Annotated in this window: 24 protein-coding genes; 4 read left to right on the forward strand and 20 right to left on the reverse strand. The window is 65.6% G+C overall.

Features of this window, described 5'->3' with window-relative positions; all coding sequences use genetic code 11:
- Nucleotides 1-22 precede the first annotated feature (22 nt).
- The 4 genes from VGG53_RS10655 to VGG53_RS10670 all read right to left on the reverse strand — a co-directional run bounded on the left by VGG53_RS10655 (nt 23) and on the right by VGG53_RS10670 (nt 4,334).
- The gene (locus VGG53_RS10655; protein WP_331518022.1) at nt 23-1,156 is read right to left on the reverse strand and encodes a MoxR family ATPase; all 1,134 of its coding nucleotides are present in this window, start codon (nt 1,154-1,156) and stop codon (nt 23-25) included.
- Nucleotides 1,157-1,355: 199 nt separating this feature from the next.
- A complete protein-coding gene (gene ripB, locus VGG53_RS10660; RefSeq protein WP_414688942.1) occupies nt 1,356-2,042 on the reverse strand; it encodes an NlpC/P60 family peptidoglycan endopeptidase RipB in 687 nt (228 codons plus the stop codon).
- 45 nt (nt 2,043-2,087) lie between these two features.
- Nucleotides 2,088-3,503, reverse strand: a complete 1,416-nt coding sequence (ripA, locus tag VGG53_RS10665) for an NlpC/P60 family peptidoglycan endopeptidase RipA (protein WP_331518024.1) — start codon at nt 3,501-3,503, stop codon at nt 2,088-2,090.
- Between the two features lie 249 nt (nt 3,504-3,752).
- A complete protein-coding gene (locus VGG53_RS10670) occupies nt 3,753-4,334 on the reverse strand; it encodes a DUF6676 family protein (RefSeq protein WP_414688938.1) in 582 nt (193 codons plus the stop codon).
- 231 nt (nt 4,335-4,565) lie between these two features.
- Here VGG53_RS10670 and VGG53_RS10675 point away from each other — a divergent pair, with 231 nt between their 5' ends.
- Together VGG53_RS10675 and VGG53_RS10680 are read left to right on the forward strand one after the other, a co-directional pair.
- Nucleotides 4,566-7,415 (forward strand): aconitate hydratase, encoded by a 2,850-nt coding sequence (locus VGG53_RS10675; protein ID WP_331518025.1) that lies wholly within the window; start codon nt 4,566-4,568, stop codon nt 7,413-7,415.
- A gap of 12 nt (nt 7,416-7,427) precedes the next feature.
- Nucleotides 7,428-7,991, forward strand: a complete 564-nt coding sequence (locus tag VGG53_RS10680; RefSeq protein WP_331518026.1) for a helix-turn-helix domain-containing protein — start codon at nt 7,428-7,430, stop codon at nt 7,989-7,991.
- A 12-nt stretch (nt 7,992-8,003) separates the two neighbouring features.
- Here VGG53_RS10680 and VGG53_RS10685 read toward each other — a convergent pair whose 3' ends face one another.
- The 5 genes from VGG53_RS10685 to VGG53_RS10705 form a co-directional block, all read right to left on the reverse strand.
- Nucleotides 8,004-8,195, reverse strand: a complete 192-nt coding sequence (locus VGG53_RS10685; RefSeq protein WP_331518027.1) for a helix-turn-helix domain-containing protein — start codon at nt 8,193-8,195, stop codon at nt 8,004-8,006.
- Nucleotides 8,196-8,303: 108 nt separating this feature from the next.
- Nucleotides 8,304-9,932: an ABC-F family ATP-binding cassette domain-containing protein gene (locus VGG53_RS10690; protein WP_331518028.1), complete on the reverse strand. Its 1,629-nt coding sequence runs from the start codon at nt 9,930-9,932 to the stop codon at nt 8,304-8,306.
- Between the two features lie 40 nt (nt 9,933-9,972).
- Nucleotides 9,973-10,809: an enoyl-CoA hydratase gene (locus tag VGG53_RS10695; protein WP_331518053.1), complete on the reverse strand. Its 837-nt coding sequence runs from the start codon at nt 10,807-10,809 to the stop codon at nt 9,973-9,975.
- 57 nt (nt 10,810-10,866) lie between these two features.
- Nucleotides 10,867-11,229 carry a thioredoxin gene (gene trxA, locus VGG53_RS10700; RefSeq protein ID WP_331518029.1) on the reverse strand — a complete coding sequence of 121 codons (363 nt, stop codon included), beginning with the start codon at nt 11,227-11,229 and terminating at the stop codon, nt 10,867-10,869.
- Nucleotides 11,230-11,269: 40 nt separating this feature from the next.
- Nucleotides 11,270-12,082: an MBL fold metallo-hydrolase gene (locus VGG53_RS10705; RefSeq protein WP_331518030.1), complete on the reverse strand. Its 813-nt coding sequence runs from the start codon at nt 12,080-12,082 to the stop codon at nt 11,270-11,272.
- Between the two features lie 113 nt (nt 12,083-12,195).
- Here VGG53_RS10705 and VGG53_RS10710 point away from each other — a divergent pair, with 113 nt between their 5' ends.
- Nucleotides 12,196-12,948 (forward strand): hypothetical protein, encoded by a 753-nt coding sequence (locus VGG53_RS10710; protein WP_331518031.1) that lies wholly within the window; start codon nt 12,196-12,198, stop codon nt 12,946-12,948.
- 12 nt (nt 12,949-12,960) lie between these two features.
- Here VGG53_RS10710 and VGG53_RS10715 read toward each other — a convergent pair whose 3' ends face one another.
- Nucleotides 12,961-14,109, reverse strand: a complete 1,149-nt coding sequence (locus tag VGG53_RS10715; RefSeq protein WP_331518032.1) for an acyl-CoA dehydrogenase family protein — start codon at nt 14,107-14,109, stop codon at nt 12,961-12,963.
- Nucleotides 14,106-15,599 carry a carotenoid oxygenase family protein gene (locus VGG53_RS10720; protein WP_331518033.1) on the reverse strand — a complete coding sequence of 498 codons (1,494 nt, stop codon included), beginning with the start codon at nt 15,597-15,599 and terminating at the stop codon, nt 14,106-14,108. Before VGG53_RS10720 ends, VGG53_RS10715 begins: the two co-directional genes overlap by 4 nt.
- A gap of 23 nt (nt 15,600-15,622) precedes the next feature.
- Between VGG53_RS10720 and VGG53_RS10725 the strand changes: the two genes are divergently transcribed.
- A complete protein-coding gene (locus tag VGG53_RS10725; protein WP_331518034.1) occupies nt 15,623-16,360 on the forward strand; it encodes a FadR/GntR family transcriptional regulator in 738 nt (245 codons plus the stop codon).
- 7 nt (nt 16,361-16,367) lie between these two features.
- On the opposite strand, the gene zwf is transcribed toward VGG53_RS10725, so the two are convergent.
- The 9 genes from zwf to VGG53_RS10770 form a co-directional block, all read right to left on the reverse strand.
- The gene (gene zwf, locus VGG53_RS10730) at nt 16,368-17,840 is read right to left on the reverse strand and encodes a glucose-6-phosphate dehydrogenase (protein ID WP_331518035.1); all 1,473 of its coding nucleotides are present in this window, start codon (nt 17,838-17,840) and stop codon (nt 16,368-16,370) included.
- 46 nt (nt 17,841-17,886) lie between these two features.
- Entirely contained in the window at nt 17,887-18,105 is a 219-nt protein-coding gene (locus VGG53_RS10735; protein WP_331518036.1) for a hypothetical protein, read from the reverse strand.
- Nucleotides 18,106-18,211: 106 nt separating this feature from the next.
- Nucleotides 18,212-18,559: a metal-sulfur cluster assembly factor gene (locus VGG53_RS10740; protein WP_331518037.1), complete on the reverse strand. Its 348-nt coding sequence runs from the start codon at nt 18,557-18,559 to the stop codon at nt 18,212-18,214.
- Nucleotides 18,556-19,017: a Fe-S cluster assembly sulfur transfer protein SufU gene (sufU, locus tag VGG53_RS10745; protein WP_414688939.1), complete on the reverse strand. Its 462-nt coding sequence runs from the start codon at nt 19,015-19,017 to the stop codon at nt 18,556-18,558. Before sufU ends, VGG53_RS10740 begins: the two co-directional genes overlap by 4 nt.
- A gap of 6 nt (nt 19,018-19,023) precedes the next feature.
- On the reverse strand, nt 19,024-20,286 hold the full coding sequence (locus VGG53_RS10750) for a cysteine desulfurase (protein ID WP_331518038.1): 1,263 nt from the start codon (nt 20,284-20,286) through the stop codon (nt 19,024-19,026).
- Between the two features lies 1 nt (nt 20,287).
- Complete coding sequence (sufC, locus tag VGG53_RS10755) at nt 20,288-21,097, reverse strand: Fe-S cluster assembly ATPase SufC (RefSeq protein ID WP_331518039.1); 810 nt, start codon at nt 21,095-21,097, stop codon at nt 20,288-20,290.
- A 22-nt stretch (nt 21,098-21,119) separates the two neighbouring features.
- Nucleotides 21,120-22,289, reverse strand: a complete 1,170-nt coding sequence (gene sufD / locus VGG53_RS10760; RefSeq protein ID WP_331518041.1) for a Fe-S cluster assembly protein SufD — start codon at nt 22,287-22,289, stop codon at nt 21,120-21,122.
- Nucleotides 22,289-23,743, reverse strand: a complete 1,455-nt coding sequence (sufB, locus tag VGG53_RS10765; protein WP_331518042.1) for a Fe-S cluster assembly protein SufB — start codon at nt 23,741-23,743, stop codon at nt 22,289-22,291. The genes sufD and sufB overlap by 1 nt, the downstream gene beginning before the upstream one ends.
- Nucleotides 23,740-24,513: a metalloregulator ArsR/SmtB family transcription factor gene (locus VGG53_RS10770; RefSeq protein WP_331518043.1), complete on the reverse strand. Its 774-nt coding sequence runs from the start codon at nt 24,511-24,513 to the stop codon at nt 23,740-23,742. Before VGG53_RS10770 ends, sufB begins: the two co-directional genes overlap by 4 nt.
- Nucleotides 24,514-24,607 lie beyond the last annotated feature (94 nt).

Here is a 24,607-nt window from a genome sequence, read left to right on the forward strand (position 1 = left end):
TCCGCGGCGGAGTTGCTATCGGTCACCGACCGCTGGCCGCACCCGCGGCCTGCATCACCGGCGGCACCGAATGGCCTTGCTGCGGGACAGCATTCACCTGCGGCATGCCGACGGTCTGCAGCACCCGGTTGATCACGACCTCGGACGAGATCTCGTCGGCCAGCGCATCGTAGGTGAGCACCAACCGATGCCGCAGCACGTCGGGGATCACCTCGACGATGTCTTGCGGGATCACGTAGTCGCGGCCGCGGACCAACGCCAGCGAACGCGAGGCGGCGATGATGCCCAGCGAGGCACGCGGCGATGCGCCGAACGAGATCCAGCTCTTGACGTCGTTCATGCCGAGCTGCTCGGGGTGCCGGGTGGCGGTGACGACGCGCACCACGTAGTCGACCAGCGCGTGGTGAACGAAGTTGTTCGACGCGATCTCCTGCAGCCGCAGCAGGTCACCGGTGTCCAGGATCTGCTTGGGCTCCGGCGGCTTCACACCCATCCGGTAGATGATCTCGCGCTCTTCCTCGGGCGAGGGGTAGCCGACATTGATCTTGAACAGGAAGCGGTCGCGCTGCGCTTCGGGCAGCGGATACACCCCCTCGTGCTCGATCGGGTTCTGCGTCGCCATCACCAGGAACGGGTTGGGCAGCGGGAACCTCTTGCCACCGATCGAGACCTGACGTTCCTGCATGACCTCCAGCAGCGCCGACTGCACCTTCGCCGGCGCACGGTTGATTTCGTCGGCGAGCAGGAAGTTGACGACGACAGGGCCGAGCTCGGTGTCGAACTCCTCCTTGCCCTGCCGGTAGATGCGGGTACCGATGATGTCGGTGGGCACCAGGTCGGGGGTGAACTGGATACGCGCGAACGTCCCGCCGACGACCCGGGCGAAGGTTTCCACGGCCAGCGTCTTGGCGACGCCGGGCACACCTTCGAGCAGCACGTGGCCTTTGGACAGCAGGCCGACGAGCATCCGCTCGACGAGTTGGTCCTGGCCGACGATGATGCGCTTGACCTCGAAGATCGCCCGTTCCAGGGTGTGCACCTCGGCGGCCAGGCCGTTGCCCCCGCCGCTCTGGGCCGCATGCGCAGGTGCCGTTGAGGAGCTGCCCGGGCCCGAGTAACCGCTGGTGCCCGGGGGCGGCCCGCCTGCTGATGTCATCGATTACCCTCCACGGCTCAACCTTCCAAGACTCAATCAGACACGACTGCTCGCACGACGAACATCGCGGGGCAGCGGCGTGCCCTTGTTCAACTATTCCAGGCCACCTGGGATCCGTCGACGTGGCCGTCCCGCTCGGCGACGACGCAGGCCGTATTCGGCCTGCCGAGGAGCCGGGCAACCAACTCGAGACGCCCGATCAGTTCTCGATGATCCGGGTCAGGAACGGCGTCATGCCCCCCTTACGGACCGCGCTGACGGTGACTTTGCCCGCGCTGCCCGACGCCTCCAGCATCTGACCGTTGCCCAGGTAGATGGTGACGTGCTGACCTCCGCCAGGCCCGTAGAAGATCAGGTCGCCCCGCTTGGCCTGCGAGGGCGGGATGTGGCGACCGGCGTTGTACTGATCACCGGAGAACCTCGGAAGCAGCACACCCACCCCGGCGAAGCTGTACCGAACCAGCCCAGAGCAGTCGAAGCCGACGGTGTTGGCGCCGGAGTCGATGCCCTTGCTCGGCGCGTTGGGTGTGCCGCCACCCCACGAATACGGCACGCCCATCTGCGAGGAACCGCGCCGGATTACGTACTCCACCGCCTGCCGTCCGTAGACCCGCGGTATCCCGTTGGGACTGGTGGTGTTGCCGCCCAGGTTGATTCCCAGGCCGCCGAGGAACTGCTTGCCCAGATCAAGCGTGGTTTGGGTGGCGTTGGCAGTGGCTTGCAACGATTGGTTGGCGATGGCGACCGGGTCGCCCGGCGCACCTGCGCTGATCACCGGCGGCAACGTCGGGTCCCACGAGCCGTCCTCGGCGTTTGCCGGCACGGTCAGTCCGATCAGCAGGCTGAAGGCAGCCAGCACCGGCCAGACCAGCCTGGTCCAGCGCAAGCCCGCAAGGTCGGTAAACCAGTGGCGCATAAGCCCTTTCACTCGTCAGTATTCGATGTAACGGATCACGTAGGGCGTCATCCCACTGGTGCGAACCGGGGCGACCCGGACCTTCAGGCCGACGTCGGGCGCCTCGAGCATCTGCCCCTGGCCGAGATAGATCGTCACGTGCTGGCTGCCGCCGGGGCCGTAGAAGATCACGTCGCCGCGACGCATCTGCGAGGCCGGGACCTTGCGGCCCAGGTCGTACTGAGAACCCGAGTAGTGCGGCAACTTGATGCCCACGCCGGCGAACGAGTACAGCACCAGACCGGAGCAGTCGAAGCCAGTGGTTCCCGAGCCAGACCCGATGCCCTTGCCCGGGCCGGCGGCGGTGCCACCACCCCACGAGTACGGAACGCCCAACTGCGAAAGCCCGCGGCGGATCACGTATTCGGACGCCTGCCGACCGTAGACCCGCGGAATCTTGCCGTTGGTGAAACCGGTGGGAGTGGGAGCCAGCCCCAGCTGCTGCAGGAAGCTGCGGCCCATGTTGGAGGTGACCTCCGACGAGGTCGACATCGTCCCGAGGACCTTGTTCAGGATCGCGATGGGGTCGCCCGGAACATTGGCGCTGGGCACCTGCGGCAGCGTGGGATCCCACGCGCCGTCCCACTGCCCACCATTACCCTGCGGCCGGTTGGGCGAGCCCGGCGCCGCCGGGTCCCATCGGTCAGACGACGCCGCCCGCGGCCCGGCATCCGGTCCGCCCGCGGATGCCGACCAATTGCGGGCGGCGTCGAGTCTGGCTTGGGCGGCATTGCGTTGGTCGCCCAGTCGAGTGACTTCTTGCTGCTGCTCGCCGAACGTGCGCTGAGCGTCGGTCAGCGCCGCCACCGCTGCGTTCTGGCTGGATTGAGCATCGGCGACGGCCTTGTCGGCCTTTTGCTTGGCCAGTCGGGCCGACGACTCTTTGTTCAACTGCGCGGTGCGGGCGCGCTGCAGGTTGTCCATCACCTGCTGCGAGCTGGTCGCAAGGGCCTGGCCGGCGGCCGCGGTCGCGATCATGTCGTCGGGGCTGGCCGCCGTGAGATAGCTGTCCGACGGCCCGTTGACGTAACTGGCTACCGCGAAACGGTCAAAGCGCTTCTGGGCGGCCGTGATCGCCGCATCCGCATTCGTCACCTCTTGCCGGCTGGACTCGACGTCATGTTGCGCGGCAGCCGCGTTGTCGCGGGCGGTTTCAACCTCGACCACCGCCTTGTTGACGCCTTCCTCTTCGGTCTGGATCCGCGCGTTGAGATCTTGCAGACGCTGATTGGCCTGGGCCACCTCGGCGATCAGTTTGGCCATCGTGTCCGGGTCGGCCTTGGCCAGACCCGGAGTGCCCAGCAGCAGTGCCACGCTGATCATCGCGGGACCCACCCGGTGGGTGAACGCGGTAGCCACTCGGAAAGACGAGCCGCGGCAAGTGCGTCTCATTCGACTCGGGTCTCCTTGGCTCAACGCGGGGCGGGCGGCGCTGGAAATTCGAGAACCCAGTAATCACTGGAAGCACGAATAAACCAAAAGCATCCCTTGCACGGTAAGTCACATCTGACCCAATAGAAACTTATGTCACAAATTACACGTGTGTTCTTCTGACAACTGTGACCCTCCGGTGACATCACTAATTTGCCAGCGCCGGCAGCCAGGCGTCGGCGCTATCCGACACACGGCGAATACCGTCAGTTAAACGCTTGTGTCAGCGTCGTTTACGACGGCTTCGGCACTGTCGTGCGACGTTGCTGACCGCCTGGCCCGCAGTTGTGCGAACCGGGTTCCGATCACTGCCGCCAATACCCCGATCAGCACGACGATGGTGAATGCGGTCCAAGGAAACTGTGGTGTTTCGAGCTGATGCAGAAAATTCTGTGCCGAGACGACGGTGTTGCCGGTCTTGGCATTGTCTTCGCCGATTTCCAGGGTGGCGCGCGGGAAGTGGGTGCTGTAACTGCCGACGAAGGTGGGGCTGAGAACCAGCACGGTCGCGTCGGGGTGTTGAGAGCCGACCACTGTCGCGACGTCCCGCAGCGGAGTGTCGTTGGGCGGATTGCGGGCCAGCACGACGATTTTCAGATCGATGCCGTGATCGTGAGCCTGGTCGACCACCTCGAGCAAGGCCGGCGCAACGGCTGGCGGCGCGCTGATGTTTCCCGCGGTGATCTGCTGCTGGACGACGGCCAGGCAGTCGTCGGGCTTGGTGGCCGGATCGACACCGATGGTGCCGCAGATCTCGCCCGGTATATAGAGCGGCGCGTGCGGGGTGGTCACGGTTGAAAACCGTACCGCCTGCCGACGCGGCCGTTACAGCAGGTGGTCGGCGGAAAGAAGGGGAAGTTCCCGGCCCCGGCCGAATGCAGGACAAGCGTACTGTTAGGCTGGCGGCGCTTCGCCGACACAGCCCGTCGGCGAGCGCAACGAGCGGCGCTGTCGCGGATGCGACAGCTGTGTCCGAGCCGGGCGCAGCGGGTCGCCACCGACAAACAGATCTCGGGAGTGGATGTGACCAGCAAAGATTCGGTGAATTCGTTCGGAGCGCGCAGCACCTTGAAGGTCGGCGGCGAGAGTTACCAGACCTATCGGCTGGACGCCGTTCCGGGTACGGAGAAGCTTCCCTACAGCTTGAAAGTCCTCGCCGAGAACCTGTTGCGCAACGAGGACGGCAGCAACATCACCAAGGACCACATCCAGGCGATTGCGCAGTGGGATCCCAAGGCCGAGCCCAGCATCGAAATCCAGTACACGCCCGCACGCGTGGTCATGCAGGACTTCACCGGTGTGCCGTGCATCGTCGATCTCGCCACCATGCGTGAGGCCGTCGCCGATCTGGGCGGCGATCCCGACAAGGTCAACCCCCTGGCGCCGGCCGACCTGGTGATCGACCATTCGGTGATCATCGATTTGTTCGGCAGCGCAGACGCTTTCGAGCGCAATGTCGAGATCGAGTATCAGCGCAACGGCGAGCGCTACCAGTTCTTGCGTTGGGGCCAAGGCGCATTCGACGACTTCAAGGTGGTACCGCCGGGCACCGGCATCGTGCACCAGGTCAACATCGAATACCTGGCCAGCGTCGTGATGACACGAAATGGCCTGGCTTACCCCGACACCTGCGTCGGTACCGACTCGCACACCACCATGGTCAACGGCCTCGGCGTGCTGGGCTGGGGTGTCGGCGGTATCGAGGCGGAGGCCGCCATGCTCGGCCAGCCGGTCTCGATGCTCATCCCGCGGGTCGTCGGCTTCAAACTGACCGGCGAGATCAAGCCGGGTGTCACCGCCACCGACGTGGTGCTCACCGTCACCGAGATGCTGCGCAAGCACGGCGTGGTCGGCAAGTTCGTCGAGTTCTACGGCGAAGGCGTAGCCGAGGTGCCACTGGCCAACCGCGCCACTCTGGGCAACATGAGTCCCGAATTCGGTTCTACCGCAGCGATTTTCCCGATCGACCAGGAGACGGTCGACTATCTCACGTTCACCGGCCGCAAGCCGGAACAAGTTGCGCTGGTCGAGGCCTACGCCAAAGAGCAGGGCTTGTGGCACGATCCCAAGCACGAGCCGGCCTTCTCCGAATACCTCGAGCTCGACCTGTCCGAGGTGGTTCCCTCGATCGCCGGCCCCAAGCGGCCACAGGACCGGATCGTGTTGGCGGAAGCCAAGTCCACCTTCCGCGAGCAGATCTCCGACTACGTCGGTGGTGACTCCGGCAAGCAGGACTACTCCAAGCTCGACGAGACGATTGACGAGACGTTCCCGGCCAGCGACCCGGGTCAACTGACGAACGGCCACGCCGACGACCACCCGGTCAGCGCGGTGCATTCGGCGGCCAAGAACGCCAACGGCCGGATCAGCCACCCGGTGCGGATCAAATCCGAGGAACTCGGCGATTTCGTACTCGACCACGGCGCGGTGGTGATCGCCGCGATCACATCGTGCACCAACACCTCCAACCCCGAGGTGATGCTGGGCGCCGCACTGCTGGCCCGCAACGCCGTGGAGAAGGGCCTGACGTCGAAGCCATGGGTGAAGACCTCGATGGCGCCCGGCTCTCAGGTCGTCACCGAGTACTACGAAAAGGCCGGTCTGTGGCCATATTTGGAGAAGCTCGGCTTTTTCCTGGTCGGCTACGGCTGCACCACCTGCATCGGGAACTCCGGTCCGTTGCCCGAGGACGTCTCGAAGGCCGTCAACGACAACGACCTCACCGTTACCGCGGTGCTGTCCGGTAACCGCAACTTCGAGGGCCGCATCAGCCCGGACGTGAAGATGAATTACCTGGCCTCCCCGCCGCTGGTGGTCGCTTACGCGCTGGCCGGCTCGCTGGACTTCGACTTCGACTCCGACCCGCTGGGTCAGGACGGGGACGGCAATGACGTTTTCCTGAAGGACATCTGGCCGTCGCAGAAGGACGTCTCGGACACCATCGCCTCGGCGATCAACCAGGAGATGTTCGTCAGCAACTACGCCGATGTGTTCAAGGGCGACGAGCGCTGGCGCAACCTGCCGACGCCGAGTGGCAACACCTTCGAGTGGGGCGCCGACTCCACATATGTGCGTAAGCCGCCGTACTTCGACGGCATGCCCGCTGAGCCCGAACCGGTCGGCGACATCACCGGCGCACGGGTGCTCGCGCTGCTGGGCGACTCGGTGACCACCGACCACATCTCCCCCGCCAGCAGTATCAAGCCGGGAACCCCTGCCGCGCAATATCTCGACGAGCACGGCGTGCAGCGCAAGGACTACAACTCCTTCGGTTCGAGGCGCGGCAACCACGAGGTGATGATCCGCGGCACCTTCGCCAACATCCGGCTGCGCAACATGCTGCTGGACGACGTCTCGGGTGGCTACACCCGCGACTTCACCCAGTCCGATGAAAATGGGCAGGCACCGCAGGCGTTCATCTACGACGCGGCGCAAAACTATGCGGCACAAGATATTCCGCTGGTGGTTCTCGGAGGAAAGGAATACGGCTCCGGCTCGTCACGAGACTGGGCCGCCAAGGGGACGCGGCTGCTGGGTGTTCGCGCGGTGATCGCGGAGTCATTCGAACGCATTCACCGGTCCAACCTGATCGGCATGGGGGTGATCCCGCTGCAATTCCCGGCGGGCAAGTCGGCCGCGGACTTGGGGCTGGACGGCACCGAGGTGTTTGACATCACCGGCATCGGGGAGCTCAACAACGGCGAGACTCCGGAGACCGTGCACGTGAAAGCCGCCAAAGGCACTGGCGGTAACGGCAGCGAAAAGGCAGTGGAGTTCGACGCCGTGGTGCGCATCGACACTCCCGGTGAAGCCGACTACTACCGAAACGGCGGCATCTTGCAGTACGTGTTGCGCAACATGCTCAAGTCCTAGCGGTGCGGCCGGGTGCCCAAGGTCAGTGAGGACCATCTGGCGGCACGGCGCCGTCAGATCCTTGACGGCGCCCGCCGCTGCTTCGCCGAGTTCGGCTACGACGGAGCGACTGTGCGTCGGCTCGAGCAAGTGATCGGCTTGTCGCGGGGTGCGATTTTCCACCACTTCCGCGACAAGGACACGCTGTTTTTCGAGCTGGCGCATGAGGACGCCGAGCGGATGGCCGATGTCGCCTCCCGCGAAGGTCTGGTCCAGGTGATGCGCGACATGCTGGCCGCGCCCGAGCAGTTCGACTGGCTGGCCACCCGATTGGAGATTGCCCGCAAGCTGCGACACGATCCGGCATTCAACAAGGAATGGACTGATCGGTCAGCGGAGTTGGCGGCGGCGACGATCGAGCGGCTGCGTCGGCAGAAGTTGGCCGGGCGGGTGCGTGACGACATCCCCAGCGATGTGTTGCAGTGCTACCTGGACCTGGTTCTCGACGGGCTGGTGGCCAAGGTGGCCTCCGGTGAAGATACCCAGTTGCTCACCGCTGTCCTCGATCTGGTCGAGGGCTCGGTACGGCAGGGCTAGGCCGCCGCGCGACTAGCGCAGTCGGGTGCGGTGGTTGGGCCCACCGCGGCTGCGCATTGTGGTGCCGGACTCGCGCAACATGCTGTGAACCGATCCGTACGATCTGCCGGTCGACGCGACCAGTGTCCGGATGCTGGCTCCGCCCTCGTAGGCGTTGCGCAATTCGCGCAGCACCTGATCGCGCGGTTTTCTTGATTTCCTCATCGGCGCCTCCCCGCTTCAACAAGATCCCAGGCACACAGAGTAAGAAGCCGGATTAGCCGGCGGGGCCGATTTGACGAAATCCCCTGCTACACCTGAGCGTCCAAGCGGTCAGGCCAACTCGATGAGATCCCGGTACTCATCGGACCAGTGGTCTTCGGTTCCGTCGGGCAGCAGCACCACGCGTTGCGGGTCGAGTGCTTCGGCAGCGCCCGGGTCGTGAGTGACCAGCACCACCGCACCGGCGTAGCTGCGTAGCGCATCGAGCACCTGCTCGCGCGACGCCGGATCGAGATTGTTCGTCGGCTCGTCGAGCAGCAACACGTTGGCCGTGGAGGCCACCAGGCCGGCCAGTGCCAGCCGGGTTTTCTCCCCGCCGGACAGGGTGCCGGCGAACTGGTCGAGCTGGCTGCCGCTGAACATGAACGCGCCGAGCAGACCACGCAGCTCCTGCTCGCCGGAATCGGGCGCGGCGTGACGAATGTTGTGCCACACCGTCGCGGTGTCGTCGAGGGTGTCGTGCTCCTGCGCGAAATAGCCGACTTTCAAACCATGCCCGGGTTCCACCGCCCCGGCGTCGGGTCGCTCGGCGCCGGCCAGCAGCCGCAGCAGCGTGGTCTTGCCGGCGCCGTTGAGTCCGAGCACCACCACCCGGGAACCGCGATCGATGGCCAAGTCCACTCCGGTGAACACCTCCAGCGAACCGTACATCTTGGTCAGACCGGTAGCGGTCAACGGTGTGCGTCCGCACGACGACGGGCTGGGGAATTTGATCCGGGCGACCTTGTCGGCCACCCGCTCTTCGTCGAGCGCTGCCATCATCCGGTCTGCGCGACGCAGCATGTTCTGTGCTGCAACAGCTTTGGTGGCTTTGGCCCCGAGCTTGGCGGCTTGGGCACGCAGTGCGGTGGCTTTGCGTTCGGCGTTGGCCCGTTCGCGGCGGCGGCGCTGCTCGTCGGTGGCGCGGGCGTCGAGGTACTTCTGCCACCCCATGTTGTAGACATCGGCTTCGCCGCGCACCGCGTCGAGAAACCAGACCCGGTTCACGACGTCGGCCAGCAGGTCGACGTTGTGACTGATCACCACCAGCCCGCCGGCATGGTTGCACAGGAAATCCCTCAGCCAGCCCACCGAGTCGGCATCGAGGTGGTTGGTCGGCTCGTCGAGTAGCAGCGTGGTAGCAGAGCCGGCGCCGGTATCCGACGCGGCAAACAGGATCCGGGCCAACTCCACTCGGCGGCGCTGCCCGCCGGACAGCGTGCGCAAACTTTGGGTCAGGACGCGGTCGGGCAACCCGAGGCTCGCGCAGATACGGCCCGCTTCGCTTTCGGCGCCGTAGCCGCCCAGCGCGGCGAAGCGCTCTTCGAGTTGGCCGTAGCGGCGGATAGCACGATCCCGCGCGGCGTCGTCGGCGACTTCGGCCATCAGCGCCTGCTGCTTTTCCAGATCGGTGAGCAAGGTGTCCAGGCCGCGCGCGGAAAGTACCCGGTCGCGAGCGAGGACGTCGAGGTCGCCCTCCTTGGGATCCTGTGGCAGATAACCGATCTGGCCGATGCGTGTCACTTTTCCTGCGTACGGCTCCGCCTCGCCCGCGAGGATGCGCAAGGTGGTGGTTTTGCCGGCGCCGTTACGACCGACGAGCCCGATGCGGTCCCCCGGCTGTATCCGCAGGGCCGGCCCGTCGGCGTATAGGAGTGTGCGCGCCCCTGCGCGGACCTCGAGGTCCGTAGCCGTGATCACGGTCACTCTCCTTGTGCGGAATCGTCCTGCGTTAACTTCACTATTTGTCGTCGGTGAACACCGGCGGCCGCTTCTCGGCGCGCGCGGCAACCGCTTCTTCGAAGTTGCCGGTGAGCAGGCGAACGAAGAGCTGTCCCAGACCTTCGGCCTGCATGTGCCCTTCCAGGCTAGCGGCGTCCAGTCCACTCCACAGTGTGCGCTTGGTCAACTCGACGCCCGGCCGGGAGAAGGAGGCGATCCGCTCGGCCATCGCGTAGCAGGTCTCCAGTAGCTGGTCATCCGGGACTTGGCGGGATACCAGGCCGATCCGTTCGGCTTCCTCGGCGTCGATGTCACGGCCGGTCAGCATGATTTCAAAGGCCCGCGATGATCCGATGGCCCGCGGCAGCAGGTAGCTCAAGCCGAGCTCGCTGGCCGTCAACCCGTTGTTGATGCCGGCGGCCCGGAAGTAAGCCCGCTGCGACGCGACGCGGATGTCGGCGGCCAGCGCCAGGCACAGCCCACCGCCGATCGCGGCGCCGTTGACCGCGGCGATCACCGGTTGGTGCATTCGTCGCAACGCCAGGATGACGTCGTCGAGGATCGCCATCGATCGCAGCGCGTAGGTGGGCCGGGTCAGGCCGTCGACGTGCGGAACACCGCCCGCCGATTTGTGGTCGGCGCCCGAGGAGAAGCCTTTGCCCGCCCCCGTCAGCACGACGACGCGCACCGAGTTGTCGTAGGTGACGTTCTCCAGCGCCTCCTTGAGCGGCACCATGACGTCGAACGCCATGGAATTCATTCGCTCCGGCCGATTGAGGGTGATCAACGCGACGTGCGGCCGCGGAGTTTCGACGAGGACCATGCTCACCGTTGAACGGTAACGCCTGACGACGATGCGGGCCGCAAGGCGGCCAGCTGAGGAGTCAGGCCATCAGCCGAGGCCCCGTCCAGCTCAGGACTGGTCGCCGTCCTGCGTCGCGATGGCCGCGTCCACGTCGAAGTCCTTGACCTGCTGAACCAGGTCTTCCAGCGCCGCGGGGGGCAGTGCGCCGGGCTGATTGAAGATCAGCTTGCCCTTCTTGAAGGCCATCAGCGTCGGGATGGATTGGATCTGCGCGGCCGCGGCGAGTTCCTGTTCGGCTTCGGTGTCCACCTTGGCGTGCACGACGTCAGGGTGTTTGTCCGCCGAAGCGGCGAACGTCGGCGCGAACTGGCGGCACGGTCCGCACCAGGACGCCCAGAAGTCGACGAGCACGATGTCGTTGCCGTTGACCGTTTCGTTGAACTGTGCGGCGGTGAGGTCTTGGGTAGTCACGACCTGCTCAACGCCGCGGACTACCGCCGTGTTCCCACCATCAGGTCAGATGGTCGTAGTCGCCGCGAACCCAGGCGGCATGGCGCTCGGCCGATCGCTGGACCGCGGCGTGGCCGTCGGTGTCGATGGCGTTGGTGTAGATGCCGTAGATGCGGTCGAAGTGCAGCGGGGCCAGCGCGGCGGCCATGCGCTGCACCACCGCGGCCGACAGCGGAAGGCGGTTGGGATAGCTGCGCAGGAAGCCGACGGTGCAACGGTCCGGGTTGGGAAAGATGGTGTCGCCTGCCAGCAGCGCGCCCCGCCCGCCGGCCCCTTCGGTCCAGCAGGCGACCGCGCTGCCGGGGAAATGCCCGCCGACCCGGACCACGGATAGCGACGGGGTCAACTGCAGGGTGTCCGACCACTGCTGGATCACCGGGTCGGGCCGCATCACCCAGTCGGCGTCCGCGCTGTTGACGTAGACCGGGACCCCGCCCAGCCGGTGGCTCCACTCGACTTGGGCGCCGTACATGTGCGGGTGGCTGGCCACGATCGCGATGACCGGGCCGCGCTCGGCAACGGCGGCCACCGCGTCGTCGTCGACAAAGCCGGACGGATCCCACAACACGTTGCCGGCGTCGGTGCAGACCAGCTTTCCCAGCTGCCCGATACCCAACGGCGGCGAACTGCCCACCGCCACCAGTCCGTCCTCGACGACCGAAACGTGCGACCGCATACCTTCGGCAACCAACTGCTCGGGTGTCGCCCACTGCTGACCCTCGGCCGGCACCCACTGCCGGTCGTCGGCGCAAATCGCGCACACGCTCGATACAATGGCGTGCTCGACGCCGCAGGTTCTGCACAGCCAGAACATGGCACCACCCTAATTCGGCGGCGCCCCACCGGTGGCCTCGACCGTTCGTGTTATCTGCCCGCTGCAGCGGGTACCCGCTGGCGCGGGTAAAACCCGTGATCGGAGAAGCGTCGATGTCCATCACCTCGCCGAGGGCCTCACGGGCTCGGCTACCAATCCTGTTGATGGCCGGCGCCACCGCATTGTCCATCGCCGCGTGCAGCACGTCGAACAAGCAGAACGCCACACCGCCCAGCAGCTCGGTAAGCCGGCCAAGCTCGGCGTCCAAGCCACCGCCACCGCCGCCGGCGCCGGTCGGTAAAGACCACATCGAGGGCCTGATCAGATCGGTGTCGAGTAACACGATTCAGCTCACTCAGCGAGACCGGAGCTCGGCGACGGTGGACTTCACCCCGGCGACAATGGTCACCGAGCTCGGCTCCGCTGCGCTGATCGACGTGAAAGCCGGCAGTTGCGTCGACGTCAAGCCCGCGTCGCCGAGCGCTTCGCCCGGGGCCGCGATCACCGCGGAATCCGTCGAGATCAGCCCGGCGTTAGCCGGCAGGTGCCCGCCGCCGCCGGGGCCCGCCGCAGCCGTTTACGGGACCGTGGCCTCCGTCACCGGTAACACCATCGAGGTCAACAGCACCGATCCCACCGGCAAAACCGCGGATAGCAGCGTCACCGTCGTCAACACGACCACGTATACCAAACACGCCGTTACCAATACTGAGGCGATCCAGCAGGGCAAGTGCATGGCAGCCCAGGGCACCACCGGCGCCGGCGTCCTGCACGCGATGACAATCGACCTCGAACCGTGCCCACCGATGGGCGGCGGCCACCACCGTTTCCACCTGCCATGGTGGCTGCACCATCACCGGCACTGACGGGACGTCGCGTCAATAGGACCGAGGCAGCCCAAGGCTGTGCTGCGCAACGTGATTGAGGATCATCTCGCGGCTGATCGGCACGGTTTTGAATAACCGGACAAACTCATACATGTTGGCCAGGGCGACCTCGCGAGTGAAACCGGCGCCGCCGTGCACCTCGATGGCCTGGTCGAGGCAGCGGATGGCGGCGTCGGCGGACAGGAACTTGGCCATGTTGCTGTGCTCGCCGGCGTCGGTTCCGGCGTCGTAGCAGGCGGCGGCGTGACGCGTCATCAGCCGCGCGGCTTCGAGCGCAATCTTGGCCTCCGCCAACGGATGCGCGAGCCCCTGGTGAGCGCCGATCGGCACCTGCCACACCTGGCGTTCCCGGGCGTAGGTCACTGCCTTGTCGAGCGCGTAGCGGCTGACGCCGTTGCAGATCGCGGCGATGATCACCCGCTCGGGGTTCATACCGTCGAATGCGACCCGCAATCCGTTGCCTTCGCCCCCAACGAGCCGGTCGACTGGGACGGCGACGTTGTCGAAGAACACGGTGAACGATTTGTCGGTGATTTCGAACGTCATCGGGATGCGGTGCATGTCGATACCGGGTGTGTCACGGTCGACGAGGAACAGCGAAAGCTGTGCGCGCCCTTGCGCGTCGGTGCCGGTTCGGGTGACGACGAGCAGCCCGTCGGCTTGATCGGCAGCGGTGATGTAGGTCTTCTGCCCGCTGATGAAGTACTTGTCGCCGTCGCGCTGCGCGGTGGTCGCGAGTTGGTGGCTGTTGGATCCGGCGTCGGGCTCGGTGATCGCGAACGCCATCTTCATCGTCCCCGCCGCCATCGGCGCCAGCCACTGCTGCTTCTGCTCGTGGGTGGCGTGCCGCGACAGCAGGCTGCCGACGATTCCCGGTGAGATCATCAGCATGATCTGCGGGCAACCGGCCGCGGCGGCCTCCTCGGCGACGACGTTCATCGCGCTCAATCCCATTCCCCCGCCGCCGTATTCCTCGGGCAGGTTGACGCCGACGAATCCGCCGGCCGCCAACGCGTCCCACAGCTCGGTGGGATGTTGCAGGGTTTCGCTGCACTGGGTGAAGTATTCGTTGCCGAAGCCGGCCACGATCCCATGCACCGAGGACCGCAGCTCGGCTTCCTCGACGTCGGTCAGCATCATCGGAAGTCCATCCAATGCCCGTGCGGGGTGAAGCCCAGCAGGAACGGGATCTCGATACGGCAGATCGGTCCCGCCGTGATGTCGTCGGTGTCGAAAATGGCGTATTCGCCGAGGTTTTCGGTCCAGCGTGAGATCGGAACCATCAGGTATCCGTCGCCTTCGGGCGCATCCGGGGTGCGCGGCACAAAGGTCGGCTCCATGACCAGTGACGGACGCTCGTGGCGCAGCCGGTATCGCTGCTCGTCGCCGGTGTGACGGTCTCGCACGACCAGGCTGTGCATGCGCATGCCTGTTCCCTTGGCGTCACCGCCGATCAGGTATCCCCATCGCTGACCGTGCCCGTAGAAGCGTTCGTCGACCTTGGGCAGCTCGCAGGGTCGGTCATCGAGCATTTCGGATTTCACGTTCCCGGCGGCCAGATCAACGGTCCAGCGCCCGAGCGTGCTGCGGGCCAGGTTGAAGAACAATGAAACATCCTCGCCCTCGAACCCGTCGATGTCCAACGGGAACGGCGGGCGTTCGAAGATCGGCGCTTCCAAGGTCAGCGTGTCCCCGTCGACGTCGGCCGCCAGGGTGTGCATGACGTACTGCGTTTCTATTTCTGCTGTGATCCAACGGATTTCGCCGTTCTCGACGTCGTCGCGCGGTATCAGCGCCAACATGGTCGGCAGCTCCGGATGCCAACCCTGCACCGATTGCCCGCGCCCGATGCGGTCGGGGTCGAAGACGAAGCCCTGGAACGGCAACACCATCCATTCCGGTGTCAGCCACATGTCGTGCACTTCCGAGGAGTACGGCGCATCCCAGAGTTCGCGGGAGGTGACGGCACCGTCCGGTTGGACGACGTGAACGGTGACGTACGGCTTGCGGTTGCTGTAGGCCCAGCCGTACAGCGTGCCGCTGGCACTATCCCATTTGGGGTGCGCGGTGAATGCCGCATCGCCGTAGCCGGCCCGGTCGAAGATTCCGCGTGACAGCTGCGGCGACCACCCCACCACGCCGCGAGTCTGCAGGGTTACCGGATCCAGAGCCACCGGGGGGCTACCCTGTTCGCCCGAAGCCAGGATCTCGCCGGCGAACGGAAAGCAATTGATGTTGTTGGTGCCCTGGGGAATTCCGCGGGTGTGCTGGTCGGGCACGGCGGCACCGAAGCCGATGTTGCGCCAGTCGGTCCAATCACCGTCGGACCAACAGAACATCCCCCGCCGGTGCCGGTCTTCCAGCAGATATTTGGGCGTGCGGACCCATCGGTTACGAAAGTCGGCGCGGCCGTTGTCGAACACGAGGCCCTGCACCATGCCGTCCATCGCCAGCAATCCGTTCGCGCCCTGCCGGGTCGGCCGCTTGAACGTCGGGCCGACCCGGTAAAAGCCGCCGGACAGTTCCTTGGGGATTTCGCCGAACGTGGTCACGCAGTCCTCGACGGTCGCCTCGAACCGCATCGGCCGGAAGGCGCCGTTGAGGACGGCGGTGTCGGGGACATGCACCATGGCGACTTAGTATACTAAGCGATGTGACAATCACAAGACCCTCCCGTGCACCCGACGTGGTCGCCGCGACCCTGCGCCGGCGGATTCTTTCCGGCGAACTCGCGCCGGGCGATTCGCTGCCCACCGAGGGCGAGCTGGTCAACCAGCTCGGCGTCAGCCGTGAAACCGTTCGCATGGCGTTGCGGCTACTGGATGCCGAGGGGCTCACCACCACCAGCCAGGGGCGCAGCGGAGTACGCATCCGCCACCCGGAACCCGAGCGGATTGCGCACTCTTTGGTGCAGCTGTTCACCCTTACCGGCGCGACGTGGGGTGACTTGCTGGCGTTCCGCACGATGCTCGAACCCGCCGCCGCGGCCCATGTCGCCGCGCACGCCAACGCACAACAACGCGAGCGCATCGCCGCAGTTGCCGCGCGTGGCATCGCTCCCGACGGCACCGGTTATCACGAATTCCATGAACTGGTGGTACAGGTGAGCGGAAACCCGCTCCTCACAACAGTTTTGGCTGCGGTCGAACAGGCGGTGCGCTGGGCCGCGGCCGAACAGAACATCACTCAGTTCGACCGCGACGAAGCCGCCAAGTCACATCGCGCCATCGCGGCTGCCATCGCTGCGAAAGATGGGCAGAAAGCCCAACGCCGGATGGAGCAGCACCTGGAGGCTGCCCTGCGCCATGTCGACGCGTCGGGATTGCGTGCAGCGCCGATGATTCCACCGTCCCGGTGGCGCGGCGACAACAGCGATCTGCCCTGGCGGTGAGGCGCCGCTACACTTTGCCGCGCCAGCCCCGTTCGAACGGCAGGCGCCACGCTCGCGGCGCGATCAGCGGATGGACCGCGTTCGGACCCCATGAGTCGAGGTCGTAGCTGCGCGCCGGTGGCGGATCCTCGAGCAGCGGGGCCGAAACCTCCCAGAGCCGCTCGATGCCCTCCGCGGTGTTGTACAGCGTCCGGTCGCCGCGCATCGCGTCGAGAATCAACCGCTCGTAGGCCTCGAGGACATCGCCGGCGTGCCCGGTTTCCTCCATGGTGAATTGCAGGCTGAGCTTGTCCAGCTTCATACCGGGTCCGGGCCGCTTACCGTAGAACGACAGCGACATCTTGGACACGTCGGCAAGGTCGAAGGTCAGGTGATCCGGACCCTTTTGTCCCACCCCGGATCCTGGCGGGAACATGCTCCGCGGCGGCTCGTGGAAGGCGATCGAGATGATCCGCTGCCCTTCCGCCATGCCTTTGCCGGTGCGCAGAAAGAACGGCACACCCGCCCAACGCCAGTTGTCGATCTCGCATTTGAGCGCGACGAACGTCTCGGTGTCCGATTCCGGCGAGACGCCGGGCTCGTTACGGTAACCCCGGTACTGCCCGCGCACCACCTTGCTTGGATCGAGCAGACACATCGAACGGAAAACCTTGTTCTTCTCGTCGCTGATCGCCTCTGGAGCAAGCTCGGTGGGCGGTTCCATCGCGACGAACGCCAGAATCTGGAACAGGTGGGTGACCACCATGTCCTTGAACGCCCCGACCGATTCGTAGAACTGGGCGCGGTTCTCCACAGTGAGTCGCTCGGGTACGTCGATCTGGACATGGTCGATGAAGTTGCGGTTCCAAATCGGCTCGAAGAGACCGTTCGCGAAACGGAAAGCGAGGATGTTCTGGGCGGCCTCCTTACCCAGGAAATGATCGATCCGGAAGATCTGTTCGTCGTCGAATCGTTCGTGAATCGCCTGGTTGAGGTCCCGCGCGGTGGCCAGATCGACGCCGAACGGCTTCTCCATGATGACCCGCGAGTTCTCCGTCAGGTCCGCCTCGCGCAGCGTGTCCATGACGGGCATGACCGCCTTGGGCGGGACGCTCAGGTAGTGCAACAGGCGCGCGCTACCGCCGAGTGCCTCAACCTGCTCGGCGACCGCCTTCGCCAGGGCTTCCGCGCCATCGCCCAGCTGTGAAACAAAGCTCAAATTGGCGATGAACTGGTCCAGCAGCTCCTCGGACACTTCGTGGCGGGCGAACTCGTTGCAGGCCTTGCGCGCCAACTTGCGGAACGTCTCGGTGTCGAGCTCGTCGAGTGACGTTCCGATCACCCGCATCTCGGGAGCAAGCCTCGAACACGACAGGTGAAGCAGGCCCGGCAATAGTTTCCGACGTGCCAAATCGCCTGTGGCGCCGAACATTACGACGACGTGGGGTTCCGCCCCAGTTGGCTGCCGGGTAGCCCCCCGAGCAGTTGCGGCGTCCGTCACACCGCTGATCGTAACGAAGGCTGCTCGGATTCACACCCTACGCAGGCTATGGAACCTGGTACCAGCCCTTCTCGTCTCCGTAGGCCCAGCCACAGGGCGCGAGCTCCCACTTGGTTCCGTCGTCGCCACCCATGACGTTGCACAACGGTGCACCTGACGGAGGTGACGGTGCGGGTGCCGGGTCGTTGTCGTCTGCGTAAGCGACGCCGCTGCCCATACACACGGAGGCCACACAGGCCGCGACCATGATTAATTTCTTCGTCATCAAGCGGTCCTTTCGTCCGGTCCCTACGATTTTGCGGCCAAATCGGCGCTCGCGCGACCGTTAGACCACGCGACGGCAGCGGACTTAACAGGACGTTTACAGCAGGTCAGACGGTGAAGCCCAGCGCGCGGAGCTGGTCGCGGCCATCGTCGGTGATCTTGTCCGGGCCCCACGGTGGATTCCACACCCAGTTGATCCGCAGCTCATCGACCAGACCCGCGCCGATCAGCGCGTTCCGCGACTGGTCTTCGATGACGTCGGTAAGCGGGCAGGCCGGCGACGTCAACGTCATGTCGATCAGCGCGACGGTTCCCTCCTCCGCCTCTTCGGTATTCACGCCGTAGACCAATCCCAGGTCGACGACATTGATGCCCAGTTCGGGGTCGACGACATCGCGCATCGCCTCCTCGATGTCACCGAGCAGCTCGTTATCCGGCGCGGTGGTTTCACTCATCGTTGGATCTCCTCCGGGTAGTCGCTCGCTTGCGCCAACGCATCCTTGAACGCCATCCAGCCCAGCAGCGCGCATTTGACCCGGGCCGGATATTTGGCGACGCCGGCGAACGCGACGCCGTCCCCTAACACGTCCTCGTCGCCGGTGACATTGCCCCGCGATGACACCATCTCGGTGAACGCGGTGACCGTCTTCAACGCCTGTCCGACGCTTTGCCCGATCACCAGCTCACTCAGAACCGAGGTGGCAGCTTGGCTGATCGAACAGCCCTGTCCGTCGTAGGAGACATCGGCGACGTGCTCGCCGTCATCCGACAGCGCCACCCGCAGGGTGACGTCGTCACCACAGACCGGGTTCTTGTGATAGACCTCAGCGGCGAACGGCTCGCGCAGCCCACGGTGCTGTGGATGCTTGTAGTGATCGAGGATCACTTCCTGATACATCTGTTCCAGGCGCATGACGGCTCACGCTCCGCCGAAGAAATCGACGGCCCTGCGCACGCCGGCCACCAGCCGGTCGACCTCGTCGAGCGTGTTGTAGACCGCGAACGACGCGCGCGCGGTGGCCGCGACATCGAACCGGCGGTGCAGCGGCAGCGCGCAGTGGTGCCCGACGCGGACGGCGACACCGTCGTCGTCGAGAACCTGACCCACATCATGCGCGTGCACGCCGTCTACTACGAAAGACACCGGCGAGCCACGGTTTTCCATGACCGTCGGTCCGATTACCCGGACCGCGTCGATACCGGACAAGCCCTCGATCGCGGCGGCGACCAGCTCCCGTTCGTGAGCCTCGACGGTGGCCATGCCGATGCCGGCCAGGTAGCGCGCCGCCGCGGCCAGCCCGACGACCTGCGATGTCATCGGCGTGCCGGCCTCGAATCGCTGCGGCGGCGCGGCGTAACTGGTGGCCTCCATGGTCACCGTCTCGATCATCGAGCCGCCGGTGATGAATGGCGGCAGCGCGTTGAGCAGCTCGGCGCGGGCGTAGAGCACACCGATCCCGTTGGGACCCAGCATTTTGTGCCCGGAAAATGCGGCGAAATCGATGCCGAGGGCGTGGAAGTCGATCGGCTGGTGGGGCACCGACTGGCAGGCGTCCAGCACGGTCAGTGCGCCGACGGCCTTGGACCGCTCGACCAGCTCAGCGACCGGGGCCATCGCACCGGTCACATTCGAGTGATGGCTGAAGGCAACGATTTTGACGTTCTTGTCGAGCTGCAACGAGTCCAGGTCGATGAGTCCGTCATCGGTCACGCCGTACCAGCGCAGGGTGGCGCCGGTGCGACGGGCCAGCTCCTGCCACGGGACGAGGTTGGCGTGGTGCTCGAGCTCGGTGATGACGATGACGTCGCCCGGCCCGACTGCACCTTCAAAGCGGTTGTCGCCCAGCACATACGACACCAGATTGAGCGATTCGGTGGCGTTCTTGGTGAACACCAGCTCACCCGCGCCGGCACCGACGAACGCGGCGATGTCGGCGCGGCCCTGCTCGTAGGCGTCGGTGGCCTCCTCCATCAGCTGATGTGCGCCGCGGTGCACCGCGCCGTAGGACGTGGTGAGGAACTCGCGTTCGGCGTCCAGGACTTGCAGCGGACGCTGCGATGTCGCCCCGGAGTCCAGGTACGCCAACTGATTTCCGCCCCGCATGACCCGGGCCAGGATTGGGAAGTCGGCCCGGATGGCGGCGAGATCCAAGGCCGCCGTGGGGGTGGCCGCAACCGTCATGTCAGGCTCCCGAAGCGGCGGCCGTCCGCAGCGGGTCGCCGCCGTCCATTTGGGCGAAGCGGACGTAACCGTTCTCTTCGAGTTCGTCGGCCAACTCCGGTCCGCCCGATTCGATGATCCGGCCGCCGATGAAGACGTGCACGAACTCGGGGCGGATGTATCGCAGAATCCGGGTGTAGTGCGTGATCAGCAGAATGCCACCGTGCTCGGCCGCCGCGTAGCGGTTGACGCCCTCGCTGACCACCCGCAGCGCGTCGACGTCCAGACCCGAGTCGGTCTCGTCGAGAATCGCGATCTTGGGCTTGAGCAACCCGAGTTGCAAGATCTCGTGGCGCTTCTTCTCGCCACCCGAAAAGCCTTCGTTGACACTGCGTTCGCCGAAGGCCTGGTCGATGTCCAGGTCCTCCATGGCCGCCTTGACCTCTTTGACCCAGTGCCGCAGCTTGGGCGCCTCGCCGCGGACGGCGGTGGCGGCCGTGCGCAGGAAGTTCGACATCGAGACACCCGGCACCTCGATGGGGTACTGCATCGCCAGGAACAACCCGGCGCGGGCGCGCTCGTCGATGCTCATGTCCAGGACGCTCTGCCCGTCGAGCGTGATCGAGCCCGAGGTGACGGTGTACTTGGGGTGGCCGGCGATGGCATAGGACAGCGTCGACTTGCCAGAACCGTTGGGCCCCATGAGCGCGTGTGTCTCCCCTGACTTCACCGTCAGGTTGACGCCCTTGAGGATTTCGATGCCGGGCGCGTCGGGTCCGCTGTCCGGATTGGCGACGGAGACGTGCAGGTCATTGACTTCAAGTGTGGTCATCGTTAGTTGCTTCTCTCGTCTTTCAGTTGAGCCCAGCAGTGATCGCTAGTTCTCGTTCAATGGCTTCGGTCAGACGCTCACGAACCGCCGGGACGGCGATCTTGGCGATGATCTCGCCGAAGAAGCCGCGCACCACCAGGCGTCGGGCCTGATCCTCGGGGATGCCCCGGGCGCGCAGGTAAAACAACTGCTCGTCGTCGAAACGTCCGGTGGCGCTGGCATGTCCGGCGCCGACGATCTCGCCCGTCTCGATCTCCAGGTTGGGTACCGAATCGGCGCGGGCGCCGTCGGTGAGCACCAGGTTGCGGTTGACTTCGAACGTGTCGGTTCCGGTGGCTTCGGCGCGGATCAGCACGTCGCCGATCCACACGGTGTGCGCGTCGGGTTTGGCCGAGTCCGGATCACCTTGCAGCGCACCCTTGTACAGCACGTCGGACTTGCAGTTGGGCTGCGCGTGGTCGATGAGCAGCCGCGACTCGAAGTGCTGCCCGTCATCGGCGAAGTACGTCCCCAACATCTGCGCGTCGCCACCGGGGGCGGTGAATCGTACTGTCGCCGAGGTCCGGACGACGTCGCCACCGAGCGTGACGGCGACGTGACCCAGGACGGCATCCTTGCCCAGCCGCGCGTGGTGAGCGCTCACGTGCACCATGTCGTCGGCCCAGTCGGCGATCCAGATCACGCCGACACCTGCCGAATCACCGACGATGATCTCCACGTTGTCGGCATACGTTCCGCTGCCGCGCAGATCGACCACGACGATCGCCCGCGCGAGCTCCTCCACGCGGATCTGAAGGTGTCCGTACGCCGTCGCGCCGTCGCCGGGACCGGTGACGACGATCTCGATCGGCTCGGCCACCTCGGTGTCCCGCGCCACGGTGACGATGGTCGCCTGATTGAACGACGAGAAAGCTTGCGCGGCAACCCGATCGGTGGGCACACCAGCCTGACCGAGGCGATCGTCGCCGCGCCGGACCGTCTCCACCGTCACGCCGGGGCGGTCGGTGACCTCGATGAGCGCACTTCCGGTCGCCGGTGCGGATCCGTCGTGCAGGCCGCGCAGCCGCCTCAGCGGGGTGAACCGCCACAGTTCGTCACGGCCGCCGGGCGCCTCGAAGGCATCGACGTCGAACGATGCGAACAGTTCCCCCTTGTTGGTGCCCTCGACGGCCTCGGTGAGATTGGACGTCACTAGCCGACCGCACCTTCCATCTGGAGCTCGATGAGCCGGTTGAGTTCCAGCGCGTACTCCATCGGCAGTTCTTTCGCGATGGGCTCGACGAAGCCGCGCACCACCATCGCCATCGCTTCGTCCTCGGTCATGCCGCGGCTCATCAGGTAGAAGAGCTGATCCGCGCTGACCTTGGAGACGGTGGCCTCGTGGCCCATCGTGACGTCGTCCTCGCGGATGTCGACGTACGGGTAAGTGTCGCTTCGGCTGATCGTATCCACCAGCAGCGCATCACATTTCACGCTGGAGCGCGATCCGTGCGAACCCTTGTTCACCTGAACCAGGCCACGGTAAGAGGCGCGACCGCCACCGCGGGCGACCGACTTCGAGACGATGTTGCTCGATGTGTTGGGCGCCAGGTGCAACATCTTGGCGCCGGTGTCCTGATGCTGGCCCTCGCCGGCGAACGCGACGGAGAGCACCTCTCCCTTGGCGTGCTCGCCGGTCATCCACACGGCCGGGTACTTCATGGTGACCTTGGAGCCGATGTTGCCGTCGACCCACTCCATGGTGGCGCCCGCCTCGGCCCGGGCCCGTTTGGTGACCAGGTTGTAGACGTTGTTGGACCAGTTCTGGATGGTGGTGTAGCGGCAACGGCCGCCCGGCTTCACGATGATCTCGACGACGGCGGAGTGCAGCGAGTCCGACTTGTAGATCGGAGCCGTACAGCCCTCGACGTAGTGCACGTAGGCGTCCTCGTCGACGATGATCAGCGTCCGCTCGAACTGGCCCATGTTTTCCGTGTTGATCCGGAAGTAGGCCTGCAGCGGGATGTCGACGTGCACACCCTTCGGGACGTAGATGAACGATCCGCCCGACCACACCGCGGTGTTGAGCGCGGAGAACTTGTTGTCCCCGGCCGGGATAACCGTGCCGAAGTACTGCTTGAAGATCTCGGGGTGCTCCCGCAGCGCGGTGTCGGTGTCCAGGAAGATAACCCCTTGTTGCTCAAGGTCTTCCCGAATCTGGTGGTAAACCACCTCGGACTCGTATTGCGCGGCGACGCCGGAAACCAGGCGCTGCTTCTCCGCCTCCGGAATGCCCAGCCGATCGTAGGTGTTGCGGATATCCTCGGGCAGGTCATCCCATGTCGCGGCCTGCTTCTCGGTGGACCGGACGAAATACTTGATGTTGTCGAAGTCGATGCCGTCGAGGTTGGAGCCCCAATTCGGCATCGGCTTGCGGTCGAAGATGCGCAGCGCCTTCAGCCGCTGCTCCAGCATCCACTCGGGTTCGCTCTTCTTGGCCGAGATGTCGCGCACCACCGCCGCTGAAAGACCCCGCCTGGCCGAGGCACCGGCCACGTCCGAGTCCGACCAGCCGTAGCCGTAGCGGCCCAGCGAGTCGATCGTCTGCTCCTGGGTCAGCGGCGCGACGGGGACGCTCGTCTTGGCGACCTCCGGGGTGAGGGTCATAACGACACTCCTTTGATGCTCGTGGTGGCTTCGGCACGGGCTGTGCGCCGAAGTTCAGTCGGTTGGGCTTCCGCAGCGGCGAGCGGGACATGGGTGGTGCAGGCGCAGTCGCCGTTGACAATGATCGCCAACCGCTGCACATGCGTTCCAAGCACCTCGGCCATTGCCTGCTGCTCGGTTTCGCACAGCTCCGGGAACTCCTCGGCGACGTGCGATACCGGGCAATGGTGCTGACAGATCTGCACACCGTGGATCGGACCGCCTACCTGCGTGGTGGTCGCGACGTAACCGGCTTTGGACAATGCGCCGGCGATCTGCTCGGCGGTGGCTTCGATCTCCTCGTCGGCATCCGAACCGGCCGCCTCGACGCCGGACAGGATTGCGTCGATGCGCTGCCGGGCGAAACTGCGGACCGCCTCTTCGCCGCCGATCGCACGCAGCTGCCGCATGGCCGCAGCCGCCAAATCGTCGTAACTGTGGTCCAGCTTCGCGCGGCCGGTCGGGGTCAGCCGGTATCGCTTGGCCGGGCGTCCACGTCCGGCTTGCTGCCACGGCGCAGCGGGAACGGACTCGGCTTCGCCCATCTCGATCAGCGCGTCGAGGTGACGTCGCACCCCGGCGGCCGACAAACCGAGCTGCTCACCGATCTGCCCGGCGGTGACAGACCCGGACTCCAGCAGCAACCGCACGACGGCGCTGCGGGTCTGACCATCGTGTGTCGCAGCAGCGGCTGCTGCCTCGGCACCTTGGACGGACGGCGGGAATTTCACAACACCAGTGTGACGCAATTCCGCCGACGGGTCTAGGAAGGCTACCCTCTGCCCGGGTTGCGCTGGTCACACCTGACCCGTTCGGCGGCGCCCT

Origin of the sequence: Mycobacterium sp. (assembly GCF_036490025.1) — a bacterium.
GTDB lineage: Bacteria > Actinomycetota > Actinomycetes > Mycobacteriales > Mycobacteriaceae > Mycobacterium.